The sequence below is a fragment of the Streptomyces exfoliatus genome (genome assembly GCF_000725545.1).
GTDB lineage: Bacteria > Actinomycetota > Actinomycetes > Streptomycetales > Streptomycetaceae > Streptomyces > Streptomyces exfoliatus.
Window position 1 is genome coordinate 55,461 of record NZ_JNZP01000026.1, and the last position, 20,028, is coordinate 75,488.

General features: G+C 73.9%; 19 protein-coding genes. 13 read left to right on the plus strand and 6 right to left on the minus strand.

Annotated features, from left to right (window positions below):
* The first annotated feature begins 49 nt into the window (after positions 1–49).
* The 3 genes from IO20_RS0127320 to IO20_RS0127330 are packed head-to-tail and all read left to right on the plus strand — an operon-like array spanning position 50 to position 4,185.
* Positions 50–2,530 (plus strand): SpoIIE family protein phosphatase, encoded by a 2,481-nt coding sequence (locus IO20_RS0127320; protein ID WP_030552718.1) that lies wholly within the window; start codon positions 50–52, stop codon positions 2,528–2,530.
* Positions 2,531–2,582: 52 nt separating this feature from the next.
* On the plus strand, positions 2,583–2,951 hold the full coding sequence (locus tag IO20_RS0127325) for an STAS domain-containing protein (RefSeq protein WP_030552717.1): 369 nt from the start codon (positions 2,583–2,585) through the stop codon (positions 2,949–2,951).
* Between the two features lie 58 nt (positions 2,952–3,009).
* Entirely contained in the window at positions 3,010–4,185 is a 1,176-nt protein-coding gene (locus tag IO20_RS0127330; protein WP_030552716.1) for a PP2C family protein-serine/threonine phosphatase, read from the plus strand.
* A gap of 118 nt (positions 4,186–4,303) precedes the next feature.
* On the opposite strand, the gene IO20_RS0127335 is transcribed toward IO20_RS0127330, so the two are convergent.
* The gene (locus IO20_RS0127335) at positions 4,304–4,816 is read right to left on the minus strand and encodes a MarR family winged helix-turn-helix transcriptional regulator (protein WP_030552715.1); all 513 of its coding nucleotides are present in this window, start codon (positions 4,814–4,816) and stop codon (positions 4,304–4,306) included.
* Positions 4,817–4,929: 113 nt separating this feature from the next.
* On the opposite strand from IO20_RS0127335, the gene IO20_RS0127340 reads away from it, so the two are divergent.
* The gene (locus IO20_RS0127340) at positions 4,930–6,135 is read left to right on the plus strand and encodes a PP2C family protein-serine/threonine phosphatase (RefSeq protein WP_245685063.1); all 1,206 of its coding nucleotides are present in this window, start codon (positions 4,930–4,932) and stop codon (positions 6,133–6,135) included.
* A 112-nt stretch (positions 6,136–6,247) separates the two neighbouring features.
* Positions 6,248–6,733: an ATP-binding protein gene (locus IO20_RS0127345; RefSeq protein ID WP_030552713.1), complete on the plus strand. Its 486-nt coding sequence runs from the start codon at positions 6,248–6,250 to the stop codon at positions 6,731–6,733.
* A 113-nt stretch (positions 6,734–6,846) separates the two neighbouring features.
* On the opposite strand, the gene IO20_RS0127350 is transcribed toward IO20_RS0127345, so the two are convergent.
* On the minus strand, positions 6,847–7,104 hold the full coding sequence (locus IO20_RS0127350; protein ID WP_030552711.1) for a WhiB family transcriptional regulator: 258 nt from the start codon (positions 7,102–7,104) through the stop codon (positions 6,847–6,849).
* 535 nt (positions 7,105–7,639) lie between these two features.
* Here IO20_RS0127350 and IO20_RS0127360 point away from each other — a divergent pair.
* The 5 genes from IO20_RS0127360 to IO20_RS0127380 all read left to right on the plus strand — a co-directional run bounded on the left by IO20_RS0127360 (position 7,640) and on the right by IO20_RS0127380 (position 12,389).
* Positions 7,640–9,322 (plus strand): PP2C family protein-serine/threonine phosphatase, encoded by a 1,683-nt coding sequence (locus IO20_RS0127360; protein ID WP_030552709.1) that lies wholly within the window; start codon positions 7,640–7,642, stop codon positions 9,320–9,322.
* Positions 9,319–10,422 (plus strand): cobalamin B12-binding domain-containing protein, encoded by a 1,104-nt coding sequence (locus IO20_RS0127365; RefSeq protein WP_030552706.1) that lies wholly within the window; start codon positions 9,319–9,321, stop codon positions 10,420–10,422. The genes IO20_RS0127360 and IO20_RS0127365 overlap by 4 nt, the downstream gene beginning before the upstream one ends.
* Positions 10,419–10,820 (plus strand): STAS domain-containing protein, encoded by a 402-nt coding sequence (locus tag IO20_RS0127370; RefSeq protein WP_078946095.1) that lies wholly within the window; start codon positions 10,419–10,421, stop codon positions 10,818–10,820. Before IO20_RS0127365 ends, IO20_RS0127370 begins: the two co-directional genes overlap by 4 nt.
* A gap of 134 nt (positions 10,821–10,954) precedes the next feature.
* A complete protein-coding gene (locus tag IO20_RS0127375; RefSeq protein WP_051874598.1) occupies positions 10,955–11,380 on the plus strand; it encodes an SsgA family sporulation/cell division regulator in 426 nt (141 codons plus the stop codon).
* 151 nt (positions 11,381–11,531) lie between these two features.
* Positions 11,532–12,389 (plus strand): RNA polymerase sigma factor SigF, encoded by an 858-nt coding sequence (locus IO20_RS0127380; protein WP_030552701.1) that lies wholly within the window; start codon positions 11,532–11,534, stop codon positions 12,387–12,389.
* Between the two features lie 72 nt (positions 12,390–12,461).
* On the opposite strand, the gene ppk2 is transcribed toward IO20_RS0127380, so the two are convergent.
* From ppk2 to IO20_RS0127395, 3 genes are all read right to left on the minus strand, one after another.
* Positions 12,462–13,445: a polyphosphate kinase 2 gene (gene ppk2, locus IO20_RS0127385; RefSeq protein WP_030552699.1), complete on the minus strand. Its 984-nt coding sequence runs from the start codon at positions 13,443–13,445 to the stop codon at positions 12,462–12,464.
* Positions 13,442–13,885, minus strand: a complete 444-nt coding sequence (locus IO20_RS0127390; RefSeq protein ID WP_030552697.1) for a hypothetical protein — start codon at positions 13,883–13,885, stop codon at positions 13,442–13,444. The genes ppk2 and IO20_RS0127390 overlap by 4 nt, the downstream gene beginning before the upstream one ends.
* Before the next feature lie 124 nt (positions 13,886–14,009).
* Positions 14,010–14,690, minus strand: coding sequence for a DUF4230 domain-containing protein (locus tag IO20_RS0127395; protein ID WP_030552695.1), 681 nt, complete (start codon positions 14,688–14,690; stop codon positions 14,010–14,012).
* A 271-nt stretch (positions 14,691–14,961) separates the two neighbouring features.
* On the opposite strand from IO20_RS0127395, the gene IO20_RS0127400 reads away from it, so the two are divergent.
* The 3 genes from IO20_RS0127400 (at position 14,962) to IO20_RS0127410 (ending at position 18,941) form a co-directional block, all read left to right on the plus strand.
* Entirely contained in the window at positions 14,962–15,537 is a 576-nt protein-coding gene (locus tag IO20_RS0127400; RefSeq protein WP_211270432.1) for a VanZ family protein, read from the plus strand.
* Between the two features lie 632 nt (positions 15,538–16,169).
* Entirely contained in the window at positions 16,170–17,339 is a 1,170-nt protein-coding gene (locus IO20_RS0127405) for a lycopene cyclase family protein (protein ID WP_030552691.1), read from the plus strand.
* A 33-nt stretch (positions 17,340–17,372) separates the two neighbouring features.
* A complete protein-coding gene (locus tag IO20_RS0127410) occupies positions 17,373–18,941 on the plus strand; it encodes an FAD-dependent oxidoreductase (protein WP_030552689.1) in 1,569 nt (522 codons plus the stop codon).
* A gap of 55 nt (positions 18,942–18,996) precedes the next feature.
* On the opposite strand, the gene IO20_RS0127415 is transcribed toward IO20_RS0127410, so the two are convergent.
* Positions 18,997–20,019 (minus strand): Rieske (2Fe-2S) protein, encoded by a 1,023-nt coding sequence (locus IO20_RS0127415; RefSeq protein WP_030552687.1) that lies wholly within the window; start codon positions 20,017–20,019, stop codon positions 18,997–18,999.
* Positions 20,020–20,028: the final 9 nt, after the last annotated feature.

Sequence of the window (20,028 nt, forward strand, 5' to 3'; positions counted from 1 at the left end):
CCCGTCCGCACGGCGGCCCCGGGGCTGCCCCGACCGAGGAGTCGCCGACGTGAGTGGCCCCAGCTACCCGGGCGGAGACCCGTCCGCCGGCCTCTCCGAGGCAGGCGCCGCCGCGCCCCCGACGCCCGGCGCCGCCGTCCCGTACCCCGCCGACGGCACGTCGGCCGTCGCGTCCGTCGACGGCCGGCTGGCCGCCACGGTGGAACGGCTGCGCGGCGAGGTGCGCGCCGCGCAAGCGGCGGCCGAGGGCCGCGCCCTCATCGAACTCGCCAAGGGGGTCATCGTCGAGCGCCTGGGCTGCGGCCCCGCCCAGGCGGCCCGCCAGCTCGCGGAGCTCGCCGACCGGGTCGGACTGTCCCGGCTGGAGCTGGCCGCCGACATCATCAACCAGGCGGCCCGGGACCGGATGGCCGAGGCGGCGGACGAGTTCGTGCGGACGGCCGTCGGCGAGCCCGGCGCCCCCGCCCCCGCCGCCCCCGACGCCTCGGTCGCCGTGCGGCTGCGCACGGCGGAGAGCGCGGCGCTCAGCGCCGGCGACACCCAGGCCGTCGCCGAGTCGCTGCTCCGGCACGCCCTCGAACCCCTGGGCGCCGTCGCCGTGGCGATCTGGACCACCGGCCCCGACACCTCGCTGAGCCTGCGCGGCCACGCCGGCTTCGGCCTCGACGAGGCGGCCCGCTGGCACTACGTGCCGCCGGGGGTGACCACCGCGGCCCGGCAGGCGCTCATCGGGCGCCGCACCGTCCGGTACGCCTCCCTGGCCGCCGCGGGCATCCCCTCGATCGGCCGCGCGCGCCATCCCGACGGCGGCCGGGTCGTCGTCCCCGCCGGGACCGGCGGCCGCATCCACGGCGTCCTGGAGATCTGCTGGGCCCGTCCGCTCGACCCGCTGCCGCAGGCCGTGGAGCGCCAGATCGAGGCGCTCGCCGAGCTCTGCGCCCACACCTTGGAGGCGCTGCCCGAGGCGTCCCCCGGAGGCTCCCCCCTCTCCGGGGGCTTCCCGGTCCCCGGCGGGCACGGGGCGCCGGCGCTGGCCGAACTCTCGGACGGGCTCTACGACCCCGCCCTCGTCCTCACCCCCCACCTGGACGAGGCGGGGAAGCTCGTCGACTTCCGCATTCGGCACGCCAACGCGCACTTCCGCGATCCGGCCGGACGGCCCCGCGGCTCCGTCGACGGGGCCCTGCTCCTGGAGGCGTACCCGGCGACGGCGGACGGCAGCGAACTCTTCGAACGGATCGAGCGGGTCTATGCCACGGGGGAGCCGTTCCGCGCCCGCCGGACCCGTCTCACGGCCCTGGTGGACCAGGTGCCGCTCGCCTCGCTCGCCGACATCAGCATCAGCCGGTACGGCGCGAGCGTGCTGCTCATCTGGCGCGTCGAGGACGAGTCGGCACGCCTCGCCAGCCTCCTCCAGCACGCCCAGCGCCTCGGCCGGGTCGGCGCCTTCGAGGAGGACGTCGTCGCCGGGGACATCACCTGGAACGGCCAGCTGTACGAGCTCTTCGGCCGCATGCCGACGGAGCCGCCGGTCCCCCTGCGCGACCTCGCCGCCCACGTCCACCCCGACGACGTCGACACCATCCGCCGCTTCCTCCAGCAGGTGCTGCACCAGCGGCGGGTGGGCTCCGCCGCCTTCCGCATGCTCCGCCACGACGGCGTCACGCGGCACATCCGGGTGACCGCCGAACCCGCAGTCCGCACCGGCGGCGGTCTCCAGGCGGTCCGGGGCGCCTACCAGGACATCTCGGCGCAGCACTGGACCGAGGTCGCCCTCACGGCCACCCGCGACCGGTTGGCGGCGACGGAGGAGGCGGCAGAGGAACGCAACCGGCTCACCCTCCAGCTCCAGCACGCCATCATGCCGCCGGCCAAGCCGCCGCTCGACGCGCCGGGACTCGACGTCGCCGTGCGCTACCGTCCCGCCGAGTCCGAGTCCCTGGTCGGCGGCGACTGGTACGACGCGGTCGTGCTGCCGTCCAAGAAGGTGCTCCTGTGTGTCGGTGACGTCGCCGGCCACGGCGTGGAGGCCGCCACCGGCATGGTGGTGCTGCGCAACGCCCTCCGCGGCCTCGCCGTCACGGGCGCGGGCCCGGGACAGCTGCTGTCCTGGCTCAACGGCGTCGCCCACCACCTCACCGCCCAGGTGACGGCCACCGCCGTGTGCGGCATCTACGACCCGGGGAGCCGCACGCTGCGCTGGGCCCGCGCGGGCCACCTCCCGCCGGTGCTGGTCCGCGGGGACGAGGCGTTCGACCTGCCGCTCGTGCGTGGGCTGCTGCTGGGGGCCCTCGCGGAGGCCGAGTACGAGGAGACGGAGCTGCGGCTCGAACCCGGCGACACGCTCCTGATGTACACCGACGGGCTCGTCGAGCGGCGGGACACCGCCGTCCACGACTCCGTCGCCCAGCTGCTCACCGTCGCCCGGGAGCCGTCCGACAGCCTCGAACGCCTGCTGGACCAGCTGTTGGCGCGCAGCAAGTCGGACACGGACGACGACACGTGCGTGGTCGGTGTCCAGGTGTCATGACCCCCTTAGTCCGCCCCGAGACCGACCCCACCCCCCATGGAAAGCAGGGAACATGTCCGAGCGAGAACCGAACCTGGATGTCGACGTCGAGATCCGCGACGACCGCACGGCGGTGCTGACCGTCGAGGGTGAGCTGGACATGGAGACCGCCGGCCGGCTGCAGGACCTTCTGACGGAACAGTTCGGCGAGGGTCGGCGCCGTATCGTGCTGGACCTGTCCGCCCTCGGCTTCATGGACTCCTCGGGGCTGAACGTCCTGATCAGGGCGGTCAACAGGGCGCGGGAGACCGGCGGCGACCTGTATCTCGCCGCGCCGACCCCGGCCGTGCGCCGCATTCTGGAGATCACCGGCGTGACGACGACGATCCCGCCGCACGACGGCGTGGCGGACGCGCTGGCCGCGGCCGGCGGCGCGAGATAGCGGACGGGTGGCCGGTCCCGTGCACGGGACCGGCCCAGGGAAGAGGAAGAGGAGGACCGTGCACGAGATCGCCGAGCTGGAGCAGGCGCTCCGCCGGGCGGCCCCGCACCGGCTCGTGGAGGTCGTCGAGGACGCCTTGAGGGAGCACTGCGGGGCGTTGCGGGTGGAACTCCGCCTGGCCGACTACGGTTTGCGGACGCTCCAGCCCGTCGGGCACGTCTCCGGGGCGGATCAGTCGGTGCCGATCCACGACAGTCCCCAGGGGCGCGCTTTCGGCGCCCAGGAGCCGCACGTGGTCCGGGAGCCCGGGGCGCTCCGGCTCCACCTGCCCGTCACCGTCCGAGGGGACCGGCTGGGGGTGCTGACGGCCGAGCTGCCCCCGGAGGCCGACCTCACGCCGCTGCTGCCGGGGCTCGCCCAGGTCTGCGAGGCGCTCGGCCACGAGATCCTGGTGGCGGAGCGCGACACGGACCTGTACGTCCTGGCGCGGCGTGCGACTCGGCTCACGCTCGCGGCGGAGATGCAGTGGCAGCTGCTGCCCGGCCGTTCCTGCGCCCGTCCCGAGTTCGCCCTCGCCGCCCATCTGGAGCCCGCCTACGCCATCTTCGGCGACAACTACGACTGGTCGGTCTCGGACGGCCGGCTGACCCTGACGGTCACCAACGGCATGGGGGAGGGCATCGAGGCCGCCCTGCTGACGAACCTCGCGATCAACGCGCTCCGCAACGCCCGCCGGGCCGGCCTCCCGCTGCCTGACCAGGCGGCGCTGGCGGACCAGGCGGTGTACGCCCATTACCGGGGCGAGGCCTTCGTGTCGGTCCTGCTGCTCTGCTTCGACCTGGCCACGGGCGAGGTGGAGGCCGTGGACGCCGGATCGCCCCGTCTCTGGCGGCAGCGGGGGCAGGCGGTGGAGTCCGTCGACTTCGAGGCGCAGCTGCCCCTCGGCATGTTCGAGGACACCGTGTACGTGCCCGAGCGGTTCGTGGTGCGGCCCGGCGACCGGCTGCTGTTCGGCAGCGACGGCGTGTACGCGGCCGTCTCGCCCGCGGGGGAGAGCTACGGGGACCGGGCGCTGGCCCGCGCGCTGCGAGGGACACGGCTGTTGCCGCCCACGCACGTGCCCCAGGCGGTGCTCCGGGAGCTCGCCGCCCACCACGGCGGCAGCCCGCTGGAGGACGACGCCCTGGTCGTGTGCCTCGACTGGCACGGCTCCGTGTCAACAGTTGCTGTGTGACAACTGTATCCTTGGGGCAACACCTGGCGGCTGCCCGGAAGAACGCCGTCAAGGACGACCAGAGGTGGCAATGAGGACATGGGGTGTGCGTACGGCCGGAGCCGGCGTCGCGCGGGGATCAGGCCGAACTGACGTCCTTCAGCGGCGTGCGGGCGGGTGACGAGACTGCCTCTCCGCCCCCTCCCACGGCCTCGTGGAAGCCGGTGAGCCCCCGCAGCAGCGCCTTGCGACTCGTCGGCGACATGTTCGCGATGACCGCGAGCAGGGCCTCCTCGCGCTGGGTCCTGAGGTCCCGCAGGTACGCCTTGCCGTGCACGGTCAGGTGTAGCTCCAGCTGCCGACGGCTCACGGGGCTGGGCAGCCGCTGCACGAAGCCCAGCGCCTCCAGCCGGTCGCACATGCGGCTCACGGAGGGCGGTGCGGAGCCGAGCAGCTCGCCCAGGGTGCGCAGGCTGATGCCCTCCTCGCGGTCCAGGCTGTACAGCACGCGCAGCTGACTCGCCGAGACGGGTGTCGACGACACCATGTCCCGGCCGCGCTCCCACAGCACCTCCAGCAGCTCGATGAGCTCCCGGGCGGACTCGGCCGTCCGCTGCGGTTCCCGCGGCGGCGGGGCGGGGTTGCTGTTCATGCCTGCCGATCCTCCTCGGACGTCCCGGGCCGGGTACGGCGGCCTTGCGACGGACCGGTCATCTCCACATCTCTCCAGAAGGCGGTACGGATCCATTGGATCGACACGCGACAGTGGGTGGCGCACTGCGCGGGGCGGCACCACACCTCCTCCTGGACTCCCTCCGTACCAGTCTCGCGCACCTGCACGCCGCGACCTCCGCCGACCTGCTGCTCGTCGACTACGGCTTCACGACCCTGCGCCCCGTGGAGCCCGTCCAGACACCTGCCGGGATGGCGCACACGCCCGTGGACGCGGGCCCCGCCGGCCGCGTCTTCCGCACCCAGCAACCATATCTTTTCCGTGATGTCGGGCCCACAGCGACCGTTTACCTGCCCGTCACGGTCCGCGGCGACCGATTCGGCGTCCTGGTCGTCGTCCTGCCCGCGGACCGGTCCACCTCGGAGACCACCGCGAGCCTCGCCCGGGTCGCGGAGACCCTCGGACACGCCCTGCGCGTCGCCGACCGCCACACCGACCTGTACCGCCGCACCCGCAGGACGCACGCCCTCAGCGTCGCCGGGGAGATGCAGTGGGACACCCTGCCGGGCCGTGCCTGCGCCGGACCGGCCTTCGACCTCCACGCCCACTGGGAGCCCGCCTACACCTCCGGAGGACACCTCCTGGACTGGAGCGCCACCGAGCGGGACCTGGTGATCGTCGTCGCCGACGGCGCCGGCCCCGGAACCCCGGCCGCCCTGGCGAGCACTCTCGCCCTGACGGCGATCCGCAACGCCCGGCGGGCCGGGCTCGACCTGGTGACCCAGGCCAGCCTCACCGACCAGGCGCTCTACGGGCAGTACCGCGGCGAGCACCCGCTCTCCGCCCTGCTGCTCCGACTCGACCTGACCACCGGCGAGGCCGAGGTGGTGGACGCCGGGTCGCCGACGCTCTGGCGTGTCCGCTCCACCGTGACCGAGCGCATCGAACTGGACCGCCAGCTGCCCCTGGGCATGTTCGAGGACACCGTCTACACCCCCCAGCGCCTGCGCCTCCTGCGCGGCGACCGGCTGGTCTTCGTCGCCCACGGCACCGGAGAGCCGACGGCCGGCGACGGGCACGAGGCGCCGGACGGTCCCGTCGTCCGCGCCCTCACCGGCGCACGCCGGCGGAAGGGCGCGGACGTCCCCCGGGCCGTCGTACGGGCACTGCGCGGGACGCCCCGTGGCGCGCCGGACGCCGTCCTCGTACTCTGCCTGGACTGGCGCGGCCACGAGGCCGGGACCCCGGACGAGGGACGGCACGGGGCGCCCACGCCGACCGTGCCGGCGTCCCCTTGACACGCTGTCGGCGGGTGTGATCCGCGTGCGGGCGGTGTGGGAACCATGAAGAGGGGAAAAGCGGGTACGAGGAGCCCAGCCGCCGACCCAGGACGAGGGGAGTGCCAGCGTCATGACGGACGCGATCACCGCGGAGCGCGCGGTCCCGGAGCCCCTGCTGTCCGCGGGCGCCGTCTACGACGACGCCTCCGGCGGCGGGGCCATCGCCTCAGCCCGCGCCTTCACGGCCGACTTCCTCGCGGCCGCCCCGATCGTGCTGCCCGGACCGGTCGCTCAGGAGCGCGTCGATCTCGCGCAGCTGGTGGTCAGTGAGCTGGTCACCAACGCGATCCGGCACACGGCGGGCCCCTGCCGGCTGCTCCTCGAACTGGGCCGCGACACCTTGGAGATCTCGGTCTTCGACCAGGAGGCCGCCGCCCCCGTGCCCCGCGGCCACGACCCCCGCCGCATCGGTCAGCACGGCGTCGAGATCGTCGTCGCCGTCTGCGAGAGCGTGACCGTGGAGCCCGCCCCGGAGGGGAAGCGGGTCCGCGCCCGCCTCTCCCTCCTGCCGGAGTACGCCGACACGGCGAACCCGCCGGGCCGGCGATCGAGCTGACGCCGCCGCGTCGGCGCCGACGCCGCGCCGACGCACCGTCATCTCACCTGCCCGCCGGACGCACCACGGCCCCCGGGGACGCCGGGGGCCGTGGGCCGTGATCCGGCGGCCGGTCACCGGTGCTCGTTCGCCCTGCGGCGGGCCCGGCGTTCCAGCGCATGCCGCTCGGTCTCGGTCAGGCCGCCCCACACGCCCGACGGCGGGTGCGGCTGCGCCAGGGCCGAGCGCAGGCACGGTTCGCGTACCGGGCAGCGCCCGCAGACTCTCTTGGCCTCCTCCGCCTGGGCGAGGGCGGGGGAGCCGGTCCCCACCGGGAAGAACAGATCGGGGTCGACCTCCTGGCAGGCCGCTGCCGCACGCCAGCCGTCCATGTGAGCCTCCTGGCACATGAGTAGGGATTCGTTCCCCGTTCGCCTGACCGCTCGTCTGTTTGTGAAACCCGGGCGGGACCGCTCCGGCGCGTCACCGGGGCGCTCGCCGCGGACCGCGGGGGACGGGGGCGACGCCCCACCACGTCATCGCCACACCGACACCGAACACCAGGACCAGCATGACCGGCACGACGTCATCCTTCCGGGAGCGGACCGCGTTCGAGGTTCCGACTGACCGCGAACACCACGCCGAAACGCCTTCCGCCGTCATCGGTCGGGCTCAGCCGGGCGGTGCGCGACTTCACGGGCGGTCACGAGACCGGCGACGGCCGGGCGGTCCTCGTCCTCACCGCCACCCGAGGACCGCCTCCGGTGAAACTCCTGTGCCGGAACCGTGGGGATACTGCGGGGAAGCGCCGGATGCGTACCGGAAGAGGGGGGTTCACTTGTTGTGCGGCGCTCACTCCGCAAGGGTGGACGGACGAGCTGTCGTCGAGTGGGGAAGGTGGCGGGCCACTACGCGAGGGCCACGCTTATGACTGTTTTCGAAGACGAGTACGGCCGCTCCCGGGAAACCCCGGGAGCGGAGGGCACCTCCTGGCTCGGCTCTCCGTATCCGGCCGTGGTGGCCGACCGGGAGGGCGGGGTCGTGGAGTTCAACGCCGCCGCGGCCGACCTCTTCCCGCGGATGGGGGTCGGCAAGTGGCTGGACGAGGTCGTCCCGGGATGGCTCGCCGACGCACACCGGAGGCTGTCCCGCCCGGCACGCACACCGGCCGCCGCGGCCCCGACGCGGGCGGGGCCCGCCCCGCTGCGCGGCAGCCACGACGGCCGGCTCCTGAGAGCCCACCCCACCGATTCCGGCCACGGCGACGTGGCCTGGTGGCTCGTCGACGACTCCGACCTGACGGCCGCACAGGACGCCCTGCGCGCCGAACGGGAGCGCACCGCGCTCCTGGCCGAGGCGTCCACGCAGCTGCTGGCCTCGCTCAACCCCGACCGCTGCCTGGAGAAGACGGCCCTCCTCGCCGCCGCTCACCTCGGCGACGCGGCCCTCGTGATCTCCCCGCCCGTGCGGAACCGCTGCGCCGTGGTCACCGCCCTGGGCGGGGGATGCAAGCGGACCCAGCTCACCCTGGACCCGGCCCTCGTGCCCGGTCTCGCCGAGGCACTGCAGGGCTTCCCGCCGGTGCCCGCCCGCTGGATCGACCCGGCCGAACTGCCGTCCTGGGCCGTGCCCGAGGGCTTCGGAGGAACCCCCGGAGCCGTCTCCATCACCCCGCTGCCCGGCCACGGCGTGCCCGCCGGAGCCCTGATCCTGCTGCGGCGCGGCGGGCGACGGGCCTTCGACACGTCCGAAGAGCTCTTCGCCCGGCTGTTCGCCGCCCGCGCCGGCGCCGCCCTCTCGGCCGCCCGCCTCTACGCGGAGCAGGCCCGTGTCACCCGTGCGCTGATCGCCGAACTCCTCCCGCCGCAGCTCCACCACGTCGGGGGAGTCGACTTCGCCGGCGGCTACCGCACGTCCCAGGACACCGAGCGGATCGGCGGCGACTTCTACGACGTGCACGCCGGCACCGAGGACGGCCAGGAGACGCTCGCCGTCCTCGGTGACGTGTGCGGGAAGGGGCTGGACGCCGCCGTGCTCACGGGCAGGATCCGCAGCACCGTGCAGGCCCTGCTGCCCCTCGCGGGCGACCACCAGGACGTCCTGCGGCTGCTCAACGGCGCCCTGCTGACCGCCCGTCACACCCGTTTCGCCACCCTGGTCCTGGCCTCGGTGCGGCGCACGGGCGGCCGGGTGCGGCTCCGGCTCACCAGCGCCGGCCACCCCCGCCCGCTCATCCTGCGCGCCACGGGAGAGGTGGAGGAGGCGGACACCGGCGGAACCCTGGTGGGCGCCCTCCCCGTGGTCACCAGCAGGTCGGCGACCGTGGACCTGTCGCCCGGCGAGACCTGCCTGCTCTACACGGACGGGATCACGGAGGCCCGCGGGGGGCCGCTCGGCTCGGCCATGTTCGGCGAGGACCGGCTGCGCTCCGCGCTCGCCGAGTGCGTGGGGCTCCCGGCCGAAGCCGTCGTCGAGCGCGTGCAGATGGTCGCCGGGGACTGGGTGGGCCGCGGTCCTCACGACGACATGGCCGTCGTCGCCATCACCGCGCCGCACACCACCCATCTGTCCGCGGTGAACGGCCACACCCGGGGCAGGTACACCGCATGAGCACGCAGACCACCACCTCGACCGCCGATCTCGCCGCCACCCGCCGACAGCTGTGGGCGGCCCTGGAGGCGAGGGACGAGCCGGCGGCCACCGCCGCCGTCCTCGGTGCCCACGACGCCGGGGTCCCGGTCGAGGACCTCCTCCTCGACGTGATCGGCCCCGTCCAGGCCAAGGTCGGCGCCGAATGGGCCGCCGGCCGCATCGGGGTCGCCCAGGAGCACGCCGCCACGGCCATCCAGGACCGTGTCGTCGCCGCCCTCGCCCACCGCACGCCGGACGGGACCGGACCCCGGCCGGAGACCGGGGAGGCACCCCGGCGCGTCACCGTCGCCTGCGTCGACGGCGAGTGGCACGCCCTGCCCGCCCGCCTCCTCGCGGAGGTCCTGCGCGGCCGGGGCTTCCTCGTCGACTACCTCGGGGCGCACGTCCCGACCCCTCACCTCATCGCCCACCTGCACCAGACCGGCGCGGACGTCGTCGCCCTCTCGTCCTCTCTGCCGGTCCGGCTCCCTGCCGCCCACGCCGCGGTCACCGCCATCCAGGCCATCGGGCTCCCCGTCCTCGTCGGTGGAGCCGCCTTCGGCCCCGACGGCCGGTACGCCCGCCTGCTGGGCGCCGACGGGTGGGCGCAGGACGCCCGGGCCGCCGCCCGTCTCCTCGCCGCCGGCCCGCCGCGTGCGGACGCGGCCCGGCCCGCCGCCGGCGACCTGCCCCATCTCGCCGACCAGGAGTACACCCTGGTCACGCGCGCCCGGACCCAGCTGGTCCGCCAGGTCCTCCAGGGCCTCGAGGACGCGGTCCCGGCGATGGCCTCCTACACCGACCGGCAGCGGGAGCGGACCGCCGAGGACGTCGCCCACATCGTCGACTTCCTCGGAGCGTCCCTCTACGCGGACGACGCCGAGCTGTTCACCGGCTTCGTCACCTGGACCGCCGGGATCCTCCGGGCCCGTGGTGTCCCGGGCGACGCCCTGATCGCCGCCCTCGACCTGCTCGCCGACGCCCAGCACGACTTCCCCCGCGCGCGGGGGCACCTCGCCGCCGGGCGCCGGGCCCTCCTCCGCGTACCCGCCCCACCGGCCCCAGGACCCCGCTCGTGAACACCCCCGACCACACCTTCGACGTCAAGGCCGCCGCCGCGCCCGACAGCGTCCTGTACGTGACGCTCGCCGGCGACCTGGCCTGGGACAGCGCCGAGGAGCTGCTGGACGCGGCCCGGGCCCATCTCGATCCGGCCTCCGCGCCGACGGACCTCCGCGTCGACTGCGCCGGCCTGACCCTGTGCGACTCGACGGGCCTCTCCGCCCTGCTGGCCCTCCACCGGCTCGCCCGGGCCGCGGGCGTCTCGCTGCATTTCGACCGCAGACCGCCCTTCCTCGACCGGCTGCTCCTCCTCACCGGCACGTACGAGCACCTGACGAGCCGGTCCGAGACCGCCGGGCCCGACGGCGGCATCCCGAGCGGCGCGGCGGAGGGCCCTCGTCCCGCCGGTCCCTGACGGCCCTTCACGACCTTCACCCGATCTCGACATCATCGGCACATCCACCAGGGCGGCACGAGGTGTAACAGGGGCGGGACGGGTCAAGCGGACACCGCACCCGCTCGCTGACAGCCTCTCAGCCGGAGGACCCCATGCCCCAGCACCCCGTCGCGCCGCTCCCCGCACCGCGCGTCCTCACCCAGCCCATCACCATGGAACTGCTCACCCCGGACGCGGCGGCCCCGATCGACACGACCGTCGGCTACGACTCCCGCGACCCCCACGCCCTGAGCATCGCCTTCCACCTTCCCGGTGAGGACCCGGTGGTGTGGCGCGTCGACCGCGAGATGGTCCTCACCGGATCGCTCCAGCCCACCGGCGACGGCGAGATCCGGCTCCGTCCCGCCCCCCACGGCGGACTTCTCCTGCGGCTCGGGCCGGCGGGCCGGCGCGCCGTCGTCAGGTGCGAGCAGGAGGCGCTGGTCCGCTTCGTGCGCGACACCTTCGTCCTGGTGCCGCAGGGCACGGAGGAACGGCACATCGACTGGGGACCGCTGCTCGCGTCCCTGAGGCGCTGAAGTGCGGTGCGCCGCCCGCCCGTCGACCGGAGGGAAGGAACCGACCGCGAACACGGGAGAAGTTGGTGGGAGTGGACGTGAGAAGTCCGGGTAGGCGAGCATTCTCAGGGCCACGCATCCCGATGAGGAATACACGCGAAAGGGGAATGGTGTGACGGTCACCACGATGTCGACCACGGGAGTCGAGTCCGGAGCGGGGACGCTGCCGCAGATCCCGGACACGTTGGCGGTCGCGCCCAAGGACGCGAGGGTTCTGTCGAAGGTCTTCTTCCAGGAGCTCGCGACGCTGGAGGAGGGGACGCACGAGTACCAGTACGCGCGCAACACCCTCATCGAGATGAACATGAGCCTGGTCCGCTACGCCGCCGGGCGGTTCCGCCACCGCGCCGACGAGATGGAGGACATCGTCCAGGTCGGCATGATCGGTCTGATCAAGGCGATCGACCGGTTCGAGCTGTCGCGGGAGGTCGAGTTCACCACCTTCGCCGTCCCCTACATCGTCGGCGAGATGAAGCGGTTCTTCCGGGACACCTCCTGGGCGGTGCACGTACCCCGCCGGCTCCAGGAGGCGCGGGTGGAGCTGGCCAAGGCGACCGACGAACTCAGCACCCGCCTCGGCCGGATGCCGACGGTCAAGGAGCTGGCCGACCTGATGAGCCTCACCGAGGAGGAGGTCACCGAGGCGCGGCTGGCCTCCAACGGCTACAACTCCTCGTCGCTGGACGCCGCCCTCGGCGGCGAGGACGAGGACGGCGACGCCTCGCTGGCCGACTTCATCGGCAGCGAGGACCCCGCCATGGCGCTGGTGGAGGACTTCCACTCGCTGGCCCCGCTCATCGCCGACCTCGACGAGCGCGACCGCCGGATCATCCATCTGCGGTTCGTCGAGGAACTGACCCAGGCTCAGATCGGTGAGGAGCTGGGCTGCTCGCAGATGCACGTCTCGCGGCTGCTCGCGCGCACCGTGAAGCGCCTGCGCGAGGGTCTGCTGGGCACCGGCGCCGGCTGATCCGGCCGGCCCGCACGGCTCCAGGGTTCCCGCACCGGAAACGCGCCCGGTGCGGGAACCCTGGAGCCGTTCTCATGCGGGCGGGTGCTGGCCCCGGCCCACCGGAGGGCCGGCCAGCGGCGTGGGGGAGAGCGTCGACGGCTCCTCACCCGGTTCCAGGAGGGTGTCGGCGGCGCCCACGATCAGGGGATCGGGCCGGCCCACTGCCTCGGTGTCCTTGTTGGCGTAGTCGATCCGCCACAGCAGATAGCGCATCGCCTCCAGCCGCCCCCGGCGCTTGTCGTTGCTCTTGACGACCGTCCACGGCGCGTCGGCGGTGTCGGTCGCGCGGAACATCTCGATCTTCGCGGCGGTGTACGCGTCCCACAGGTCCAGCGAGGCCAGGTCCGTCGGCGACAGCTTCCACTGGCGGACGGGGTCCACCTGCCGGATCGCGAACCGGGTGCGCTGCTCCGCGCGGGAGACCGAGAACCAGTACTTGACCAGGATGATGCCGTCCTCGACCAGCATCGACTCGAAGGCCGGGCACTGCCGGAGGAAGAGCGCGTGCTCCTCCTCCGTGCAGAAGCCCATGACCTTCTCGACACCCGCGCGGTTGTGCCAGGAACGGTCGAAGAACACGATCTCGCCGCGCGCCGGCAGGTGCGGGACGTACCGCTGGAAGTACCACTGACCCGCCTCCCGCTCGGTCGGTTTGTCCAGGGCGACGATCCGCGCCCCACGAGGGTTCAGCCGCTCCGTGAAGCGCTGGATCGTGCCGCCCTTCCCCGCGGCGTCCCGCCCCTCGCAGATCACGACGAGCCGGGCCCCCGTCTCCTTGACCCAGCGCTGCAGCTTCAGCAGCTCGATCTGCAGGACCCGCTTGGTCCGTTCGTACTCCTGGCGGCGGATCTTCCGGTCGTAGGGGTGGTTCTCGCGCCAGGTCCGGATGGGTCCCCCCTGCGCGTCCAGCAGGACGGGCTGCTCCGGCTGGCTGGTGTCCACGCTCAGCCCGGCCAGCAGATCGTCGGCGGGGTCGTCGCCGGGGTCGTTGGCGGGGTCGTCGGCGTCGCTCATGTGTCGGCTCCTTCGGCCGGGGTGTGGTCGGGGTGGCCGGGAGTGCGGCGCTCCCTCTGGAGCCGGGCCTCGAAGCGGTGCTCGTGGCCGTCGGCCAGGGCCGAGACCACGGTGCGCTCCAGTGCCCGGAACGGCTCGTAGTAGGTCTCGCTGTAGGCGTCGACGATCTGGTACGTCCAGCGGCCCGGCATGACGTTGCGCCCCAGGATCTCGGTCGCCACCCGGTCGGCCCAGGTGTGGTGCCCCGCCTTCCGCAGCAGCCCGACCGTCCGGTCGAGCTCGAAGTCCGCGGTGCCGGTCAGCTGGTGGAAGCCGTACAGATGGCCCCGGGCGCGCTCCACGGTCTCCAGGGCCTTGGACAGCGAACCGAGGGCCTCGACCGTGGTGGCGTCCGGGGCGGCGGGGCCGGGGCCGTCCCGGTCGTCGTCGTGAGTGCTCATAGGGGCCCCTTGCCCCGTCGGCGGACCTCCACGAGCGTGACTGGCGACACATCACCCGTACGGCGCGATCGGGTCGGAGGGCGCCCCGGCCCCGCGGAACGCCCTCCGGGCCGGCGGATCCCGCTCAGACGAAGGTCACGGTCACCCGCTCGAAGCCCAGGCCCCGCAGCAGTTCCCGCAGCATCGCGGCGGTGTTCCGTTCCGCCCGGGACGTCAGGTCGGACTCCCGGGCAGCGTCGCCGATGCGCTGGGCGGCGAGGACGTGGACGGCCTGCTCGCTCGCGGGGTTGTCCGAGAAGAGGTCGCCGATCCGGTCGAGCAGACCGCGCTGCTTCGACACGGCGTACGACCGCTCCGGATCGAGCGCCGGGTCGGCCTGCCGGGCGTGCGGCAGCCGGAGGGTGGCCTCGGTCCGGTCGGCGTCGACGGTCACGGCGTCCTCCCCGAGGCCGCCGAACTCGACGTAGGAGGCGACGCTGCCGATCGCCACGTACAGGGTGCGGGTGCCGCGGATCGCGTCCGGCAGGAACCGCGCGTCGTGCTCCAGGTCGACCACCACCTGGTAGGTCCCCGCCGCCCCCTCGTACCGGCTCAGGTCCTGGACGGACTTCAGGACGGCGGGGCCGGAGCGGTCCTTCACGTCCGTCCCGAAGACGTCCAGGCCGGGGACCCGGAGGAACTGGCCGATCAGCATGAGGGCGACGGCGAGCACGAGCAGGACGACGGCGGCGAGGGGCCACCTCCCTCCGGGGCGCTTCCACGAACGGCGGGCCGGCTCGGGTCTGTTCTCGGTCTCTTCTCCCATGCGGGCCGGATGCCCGAGCCCGCCGCTCCCACACCCAACTCGGCCGGAAACGGGCTCTGTTGGGGCCCGTGGGGAGAGTGGTTCCGAGGTGAGTGCCCCGGGGGACCGCAGGGCGTGCGGTCCCCCGGCGGGGGTACGCGGGATCCGTCCGCGTGAAAACCCCAAGGGGAGGAGACGGCTCATGTTCGGTCGTAGAGCGTCGAAGGGACGGGGCGGTGCGCCCGCCGGAGGGGACGGGAGTGACGGGGAAGACGCGGGGGGTGCGGGCCGTGTGACACCGGCCGGCGGGAGCCCGAAGCGGAAGGAGCCGGAGCCGGACACCGCGGCGCCTCGGGCCGCGGTCCCGGTCCGGCGCGGCCCGGGCCGGTTCGTGCGGGCGCTCGTCGCCCTCACGGCCCTCGCGGGCATGGTGGCGTTCGCCGTGGTCCTGGCCCGGCTGACGCTGGAGGCCTCGCCGGCCTCCGTGCCCCTGACCCACAGCAACCTGACGCCCGGGCGCTCGATCGAGGCCTACCTCGGCCGGCCCGCGTTCGTGGACACGGTCAAGCAGCTCGGGGGCAACATCCTCCTCGGCGTCCCCTTCGGGATCCTGCTGCCGCTGCTGTCCCGCAAGGCCCGCGGCTTCCTCCGCGTCGCGCTCCTCACCGCGGCCACCATGCTGCTCGTGGAGCTGGTGCAGGGGGCGCTCGTCACGGGCCGCGCCTTCGACATCGACGACGTCCTCCTCAACACGACGGGAGCGCTGCTCGGCTACGTGACCGTCGGCCGACGGCTGGGCCGGGCCGTGCACCCCCGCACCCGCCCCCGCTGGTGGCAGCGCCGACGCCAGGCCCGCACCTCGGCATGACAGCCGGAACGGCGGGCTCCGGCGCAGGCCGGCCGCGGGCGTACCCACCGGGTCATGGCCGCACGGAACCTCCCCGAACAGCGGACGGAAGGGTGAACGGCGCACACCTTTCGAGGGCGGACCGCATCCGGACACCGATCGGTCGAGGAAGCCTGGCTGAAGCACCACCAACGGTGCCGCAAGGGGTGTCGGTTCGCCCGGGACCCTCTTCTCGCACGGGAACCAGTGGACACCGGAAGGCAAGGGGATCGACTGTGCGACTCATGGACGAACCTCCCCTGGATCACCACCTCGCCACGGTGTACCGCTGGGGCGCCGCCCTGTGCGTGCCTCGGCTTCTCCGACGTTCCCCGGAACGTCGCCGTGACCGGCGCGGTCGTCGGCGCGCCCCCGCGGGGGAGTCGGTTCCGTGGATCTCGCCCGCCACGGCGGACTCCGCACCACCCGGCAGGACGGCGGAGTCCGCGGCCGGCTCCTGGCACCCTGACACTCCGCGCCGACGCCCGTACGTCGGCCCGTTGGTCCCCCTGGAGCAGCGAGGGATACCCCGAAGTCGCTCCGGGGAACCCTGACCGCGGCATCGGTCCCACCGGCCGGGCCGCTCGGCGAGCCGACGAGAGGAGACGTGGCCCGTGCACTGCGATGTCGTCGTCATCGGCGCCGGGGCCGCCGGGCTGTCGCTCGCGTGGCGGCTGCTCCGGCCTCCGCCCGGGTTCGACGTCCCTTCCGTCGTCCTGATCGACGCGCCCCCGGGTCCCCTTCGTCCGCCGCCGCGCACGTGGTGCTACTGGGAGCAGGGCCCCGGTGACTACGACGCCTGGCTCGAGGCCTCGTGGAACAGCCTGCGGCTCCGGACGCCCGGCGGGCCACCGGTCCGGCGGGACTTGGGCCGGCTGAGCTACAAGATGCTCACCTCGGAGTCGTTCAGCCGCGCCGTGCGGCCGCGGCTGACCGGGCTGCGCGTGATCGAGGCGGTCGCGGACGGCATCGCGGACCGAACCGACGGCGTCACCGTCTCCTGCCGCGCCGCCGACGGCACCGAGCAGCGCGTCCAGGCGCGCTGGGCCTTCGACAGCCGCCCGCCGGCTTCCCGGCCGCGCGCCCGTGTCCGCCTCCTCCAGCACTTCCAGGGGTGGTTCCTCCGCACCGAGCGGCCCGTCTTCGACCCTCACACCGTCGACCTCATGGACTTCCGCACCCCGCAGCCCCCGCACGGACTCTCCTTCGGGTACGTGCTTCCGCTGTCCAGCAGAGAAGCGCTCGTCGAGTACACCGAGTTCGGGAGGGAGCCGCTGACCGACGACGAGTACGACGACGCCCTGCGGCACTACACGGGAGCCGTCCTCGGCCTCGGAGCGTTCGACGTACGCGCGGTGGAACGTGGACGCATTCCGATGACCGACGCCCGGCACGACCGTCGTGCGGGCATGAGCACCTTCCGGATCGGCACGGCCGGCGGAGCCGTACGCCCTTCCACCGGCTACGCGTTCGCCGCGATCCAGCGGCAGACCCGCGCCGTGGCGACCCTCGTCCACTCGGGCCGGGTGCCGCTGCCCCCGGCGGCGTACCCGGGGCGCTCCCTCGCGATGGACGCCGTGCTCCTGCGCGGCATCGACACCGGCAGGCTCTCCGGACCCGAGTTCTTCACCCGCCTCTTCGAGAGCGTCCCGGCCGAACGCCTCCTCAGGTTCCTCGACGGCGGGACGAAGCCGTACGAGGAGTTCCGCATCGGACTGCACACCCCCCTCGTCCCCATGCTCCGCACCACAGCGGAGATCCCCTTCCTCGCCCGCCGCGCCTGAGCCGGCGAGCCTGCCACGAGAGCGAGCCCAGCGATGCGCTTCACCCGGTACGGCACCGCAGAGCGAGGCCGTGACCGCAACGCGGTCGTCATCCCCGCGGCCGACGGATCGCACCGAGCGGACGCCCGCCTTCGGCCCACGTGCTCCGTCGTGGGCGGCGGGATCGCGGGAATCGCCGCGGCCACGATCCTCGCCGAGCGTGGCGTCGACGTCACCCTCCACGAACGCGAGCCCACCCTCGGCGGACGGCTCGCCGGCTGGCAGGACCGGCTGAGTGACGGATCCGAGGTGACCATGAGCCGGGGGTTCCACGCCTTCTTCCGTCAGTACTACAACCTCCGCGGTCTCCTCCGCCGGGTCGACCCCGGACTGGAGCGGCTCACCGGGCTCCCGGACTATCCGCTCCGGCACAGCTCCGGCCTCTGCGACAGCTTCGCCAGGGTGCCCCGTACCCCGCCCCTGAGCGCCCTCGGATTCGTGGCGCTCAGCCCGAGCTTCGGCTGGCGGGATCTGGGCCGCATGAACGCCCGGGCGGCACTGCCCCTGCTCGACGTCCGGGTCCCCGACGTGTACCGGCGTTACGACGGAGTCAGCGCCCGCGACTTCCTCGACGCCATCGGCTTCCCGCCGGCGGCGCAGCACCTGGCTTTCGAGGTGTTCTCCCGCAGCTTCTTCGCCGATCCCGGTGAACTGTCCGCCGCCGAGCTCGTCCTCATGTTCCACATCTACTTCCTCGGATCCTCCGAGGGGCTTCTGTTCGACGTACCGGACGAGCCGTACCCGCAGGCACTGTGGGACCCACTGGCCTCCTACCTGCAGGGCCACGGCGTCCGCATCCTGACCGGGACCGGGGTCGAGGAGATCGCCCCGGCCCCCCACGGCGGGCACATCGTCTCCTCGTCGGCGGGTGCGCGGCACGCGGACGCCCTCGTGCTCGCCACCGACACCCAGGGGCTCCGGATGATCGCCGAAGCATCCCCGGCCCTGTGCGACCCGCCGTGGCGTGCCATGGTCCGCGCACTGCGCACGGCCCCGCCCTTCCTCGTCTCCCGCCTGTGGCTCGACCGGCCCGTGGGCGCGCGGCGTCCCGGCTTCCTCGGGACCAGCGGATACGGCCCCCTCGACAACATCAGCGTCCTCGACCGCTGGGAGGGAGAAGCCTCCCGCTGGGCCCGCCGAACAGGCGGCTCCGTGGTCGAGCTGCACGCCTACGCGGTGCCCTCCGGAGCCGACCCCCGCGTCGTCTCCCACGAGCTCGTCGCCCAGCTGCACCGCGTCTGGCCCGAGACGCGCGGCGCCGTGATCCTCGACCAGCGGCACGAACTGCGCTCCGACTGCCCGCTCTTCGAGGTGGGAGGGCACCTGAACCGTCCCACCGTCCACACACCTGATCCCACCGTCACGGTCGCCGGGGACCTCGTCCGTACGGAGTACCCCGTCGCGCTCATGGAGCGGGCCGCCACCACCGGGTTCCTCGCGGCCAACGCCCACCTGCGCCGGTGGGGGCTCCGCGGCCAGACCCTGTGGACCGTTCCCGCGGCAGGGCGCTCGGCCGCCCTGAGGCTCCTCGCCCGGGCGGGCACGTCAGCGGCGGACGGGTGAGGGGAAGCGGCCGCGACAGAAGGGACGCCGAGCCACCGATGTACAGCGGTGCGGCTCACGAGCCCGGGAACCTCCCCGTGCTCCGCAGCTGCCAGCGCCGCTCCGCGTACGCCAGGTCGTCACGCCACAGGCGCCCGGACGCCGAGCGCATCGCCGGCCGCAACAGAGGTGCCAACGCCTTGGCCACCGCGAATCCCGGCCGGTCCGACGTCGCCATGACCGCCTCGACCACGGCCGTACGCGGGCGTGCCGTTCCGACGGGGGTCAGCGGGGTGGCGTGTGTCTCGACCACGGAGCCGGCGCCTTCGCCCTCCGCGATCCGCATGGTGACGGTGCGGGGCTCCGGCGCGGTGAAGACCGCCGTCACCGGCACCACGACGCGCCCGGAGACCTTGAAGGAGACCCGGACGACCAGGGCGTCCTCCTCGTCGGGGACACCGCCCACCGGGGCCGACAGGACCTCCAGGTCCACGAAGGAGTACGGATGCAGCCAGGCGCCGTGCCAGGGATCGAGACGGTTGGCGACGACATCCTCCGCCTCGCAGATGCCGACGCCGGTGTAGACGGCCGTGACGGCCCGGTCCACCGGCGGCCGCGACGGCACCACAGGCCGTTGCGTGGGCTCCTCCCCGCCGACGCGGTCCAGCCGCACCCACACCAGTACGCCGTCGTCGTGCACCGGCCAGGGGTCCCACCCCGCGAACGGGGAGCCGTCCAGGGCAAGACCGTGCCAGCGGCAGATCAGGGTCCCGCACCGCACCACCCCGTCCTTCAGTGCGGCCCCGAGGTGGGGGCAGACACCCGGACCCGCGTGGAGAGCGCCGTGGGCGTCCCGCCACAGCACCGTCTCGGTGCCCGCGACGGTCCTGCCGGTGGGCCGGTCCGCGCGAATCCCACGGCTCGCCCCCACGACGTACCAGTTCCCGGAGGGCCGGGACGACGCCCGCTCGAGTCCGGCGGCGATCTCCGAAGCGCGGGCCTGCCGCCACGTCGCCCGCTGCTCCTCCCAGGCCCCCGCGTGGCGCCGGAAGCTCAGCGGCAGACGGGGCCGGTCGTCCTCGGGCCGTGGATCCGTCACACCAGGTCC

Coding starts and splice junctions, on each gene's coding strand:
- IO20_RS0127345 (WP_030552713.1), top strand. CDS start 6,248: ATGACGGACGCGATCACCGCGGAGCGCGCGGTCCCGGAGCCCCTGCTG.
- IO20_RS0127350 (WP_030552711.1), bottom strand. CDS start 7,104: ATGGACGGCTGGCGTGCGGCAGCGGCCTGCCAGGAGGTCGACCCCGAT.
- ppk2 (WP_030552699.1), bottom strand. CDS start 13,445: ATGAGCGACGCCGACGACCCCGCCAACGACCCCGGCGACGACCCCGCC.
- IO20_RS0127365 (WP_030552706.1), top strand. CDS start 9,319: ATGAGCACGCAGACCACCACCTCGACCGCCGATCTCGCCGCCACCCGC.
- IO20_RS0127410 (WP_030552689.1), top strand. CDS start 17,373: ATGCGCTTCACCCGGTACGGCACCGCAGAGCGAGGCCGTGACCGCAAC.
- IO20_RS0127395 (WP_030552695.1), bottom strand. CDS start 14,690: ATGGGAGAAGAGACCGAGAACAGACCCGAGCCGGCCCGCCGTTCGTGG.
- IO20_RS0127360 (WP_030552709.1), top strand. CDS start 7,640: ATGACTGTTTTCGAAGACGAGTACGGCCGCTCCCGGGAAACCCCGGGA.
- IO20_RS0127390 (WP_030552697.1), bottom strand. CDS start 13,885: ATGAGCACTCACGACGACGACCGGGACGGCCCCGGCCCCGCCGCCCCG.
- IO20_RS0127335 (WP_030552715.1), bottom strand. CDS start 4,816: ATGAACAGCAACCCCGCCCCGCCGCCGCGGGAACCGCAGCGGACGGCC.
- IO20_RS0127375 (WP_051874598.1), top strand. CDS start 10,955: ATGCCCCAGCACCCCGTCGCGCCGCTCCCCGCACCGCGCGTCCTCACC.
- IO20_RS0127325 (WP_030552717.1), top strand. CDS start 2,583: ATGTCCGAGCGAGAACCGAACCTGGATGTCGACGTCGAGATCCGCGAC.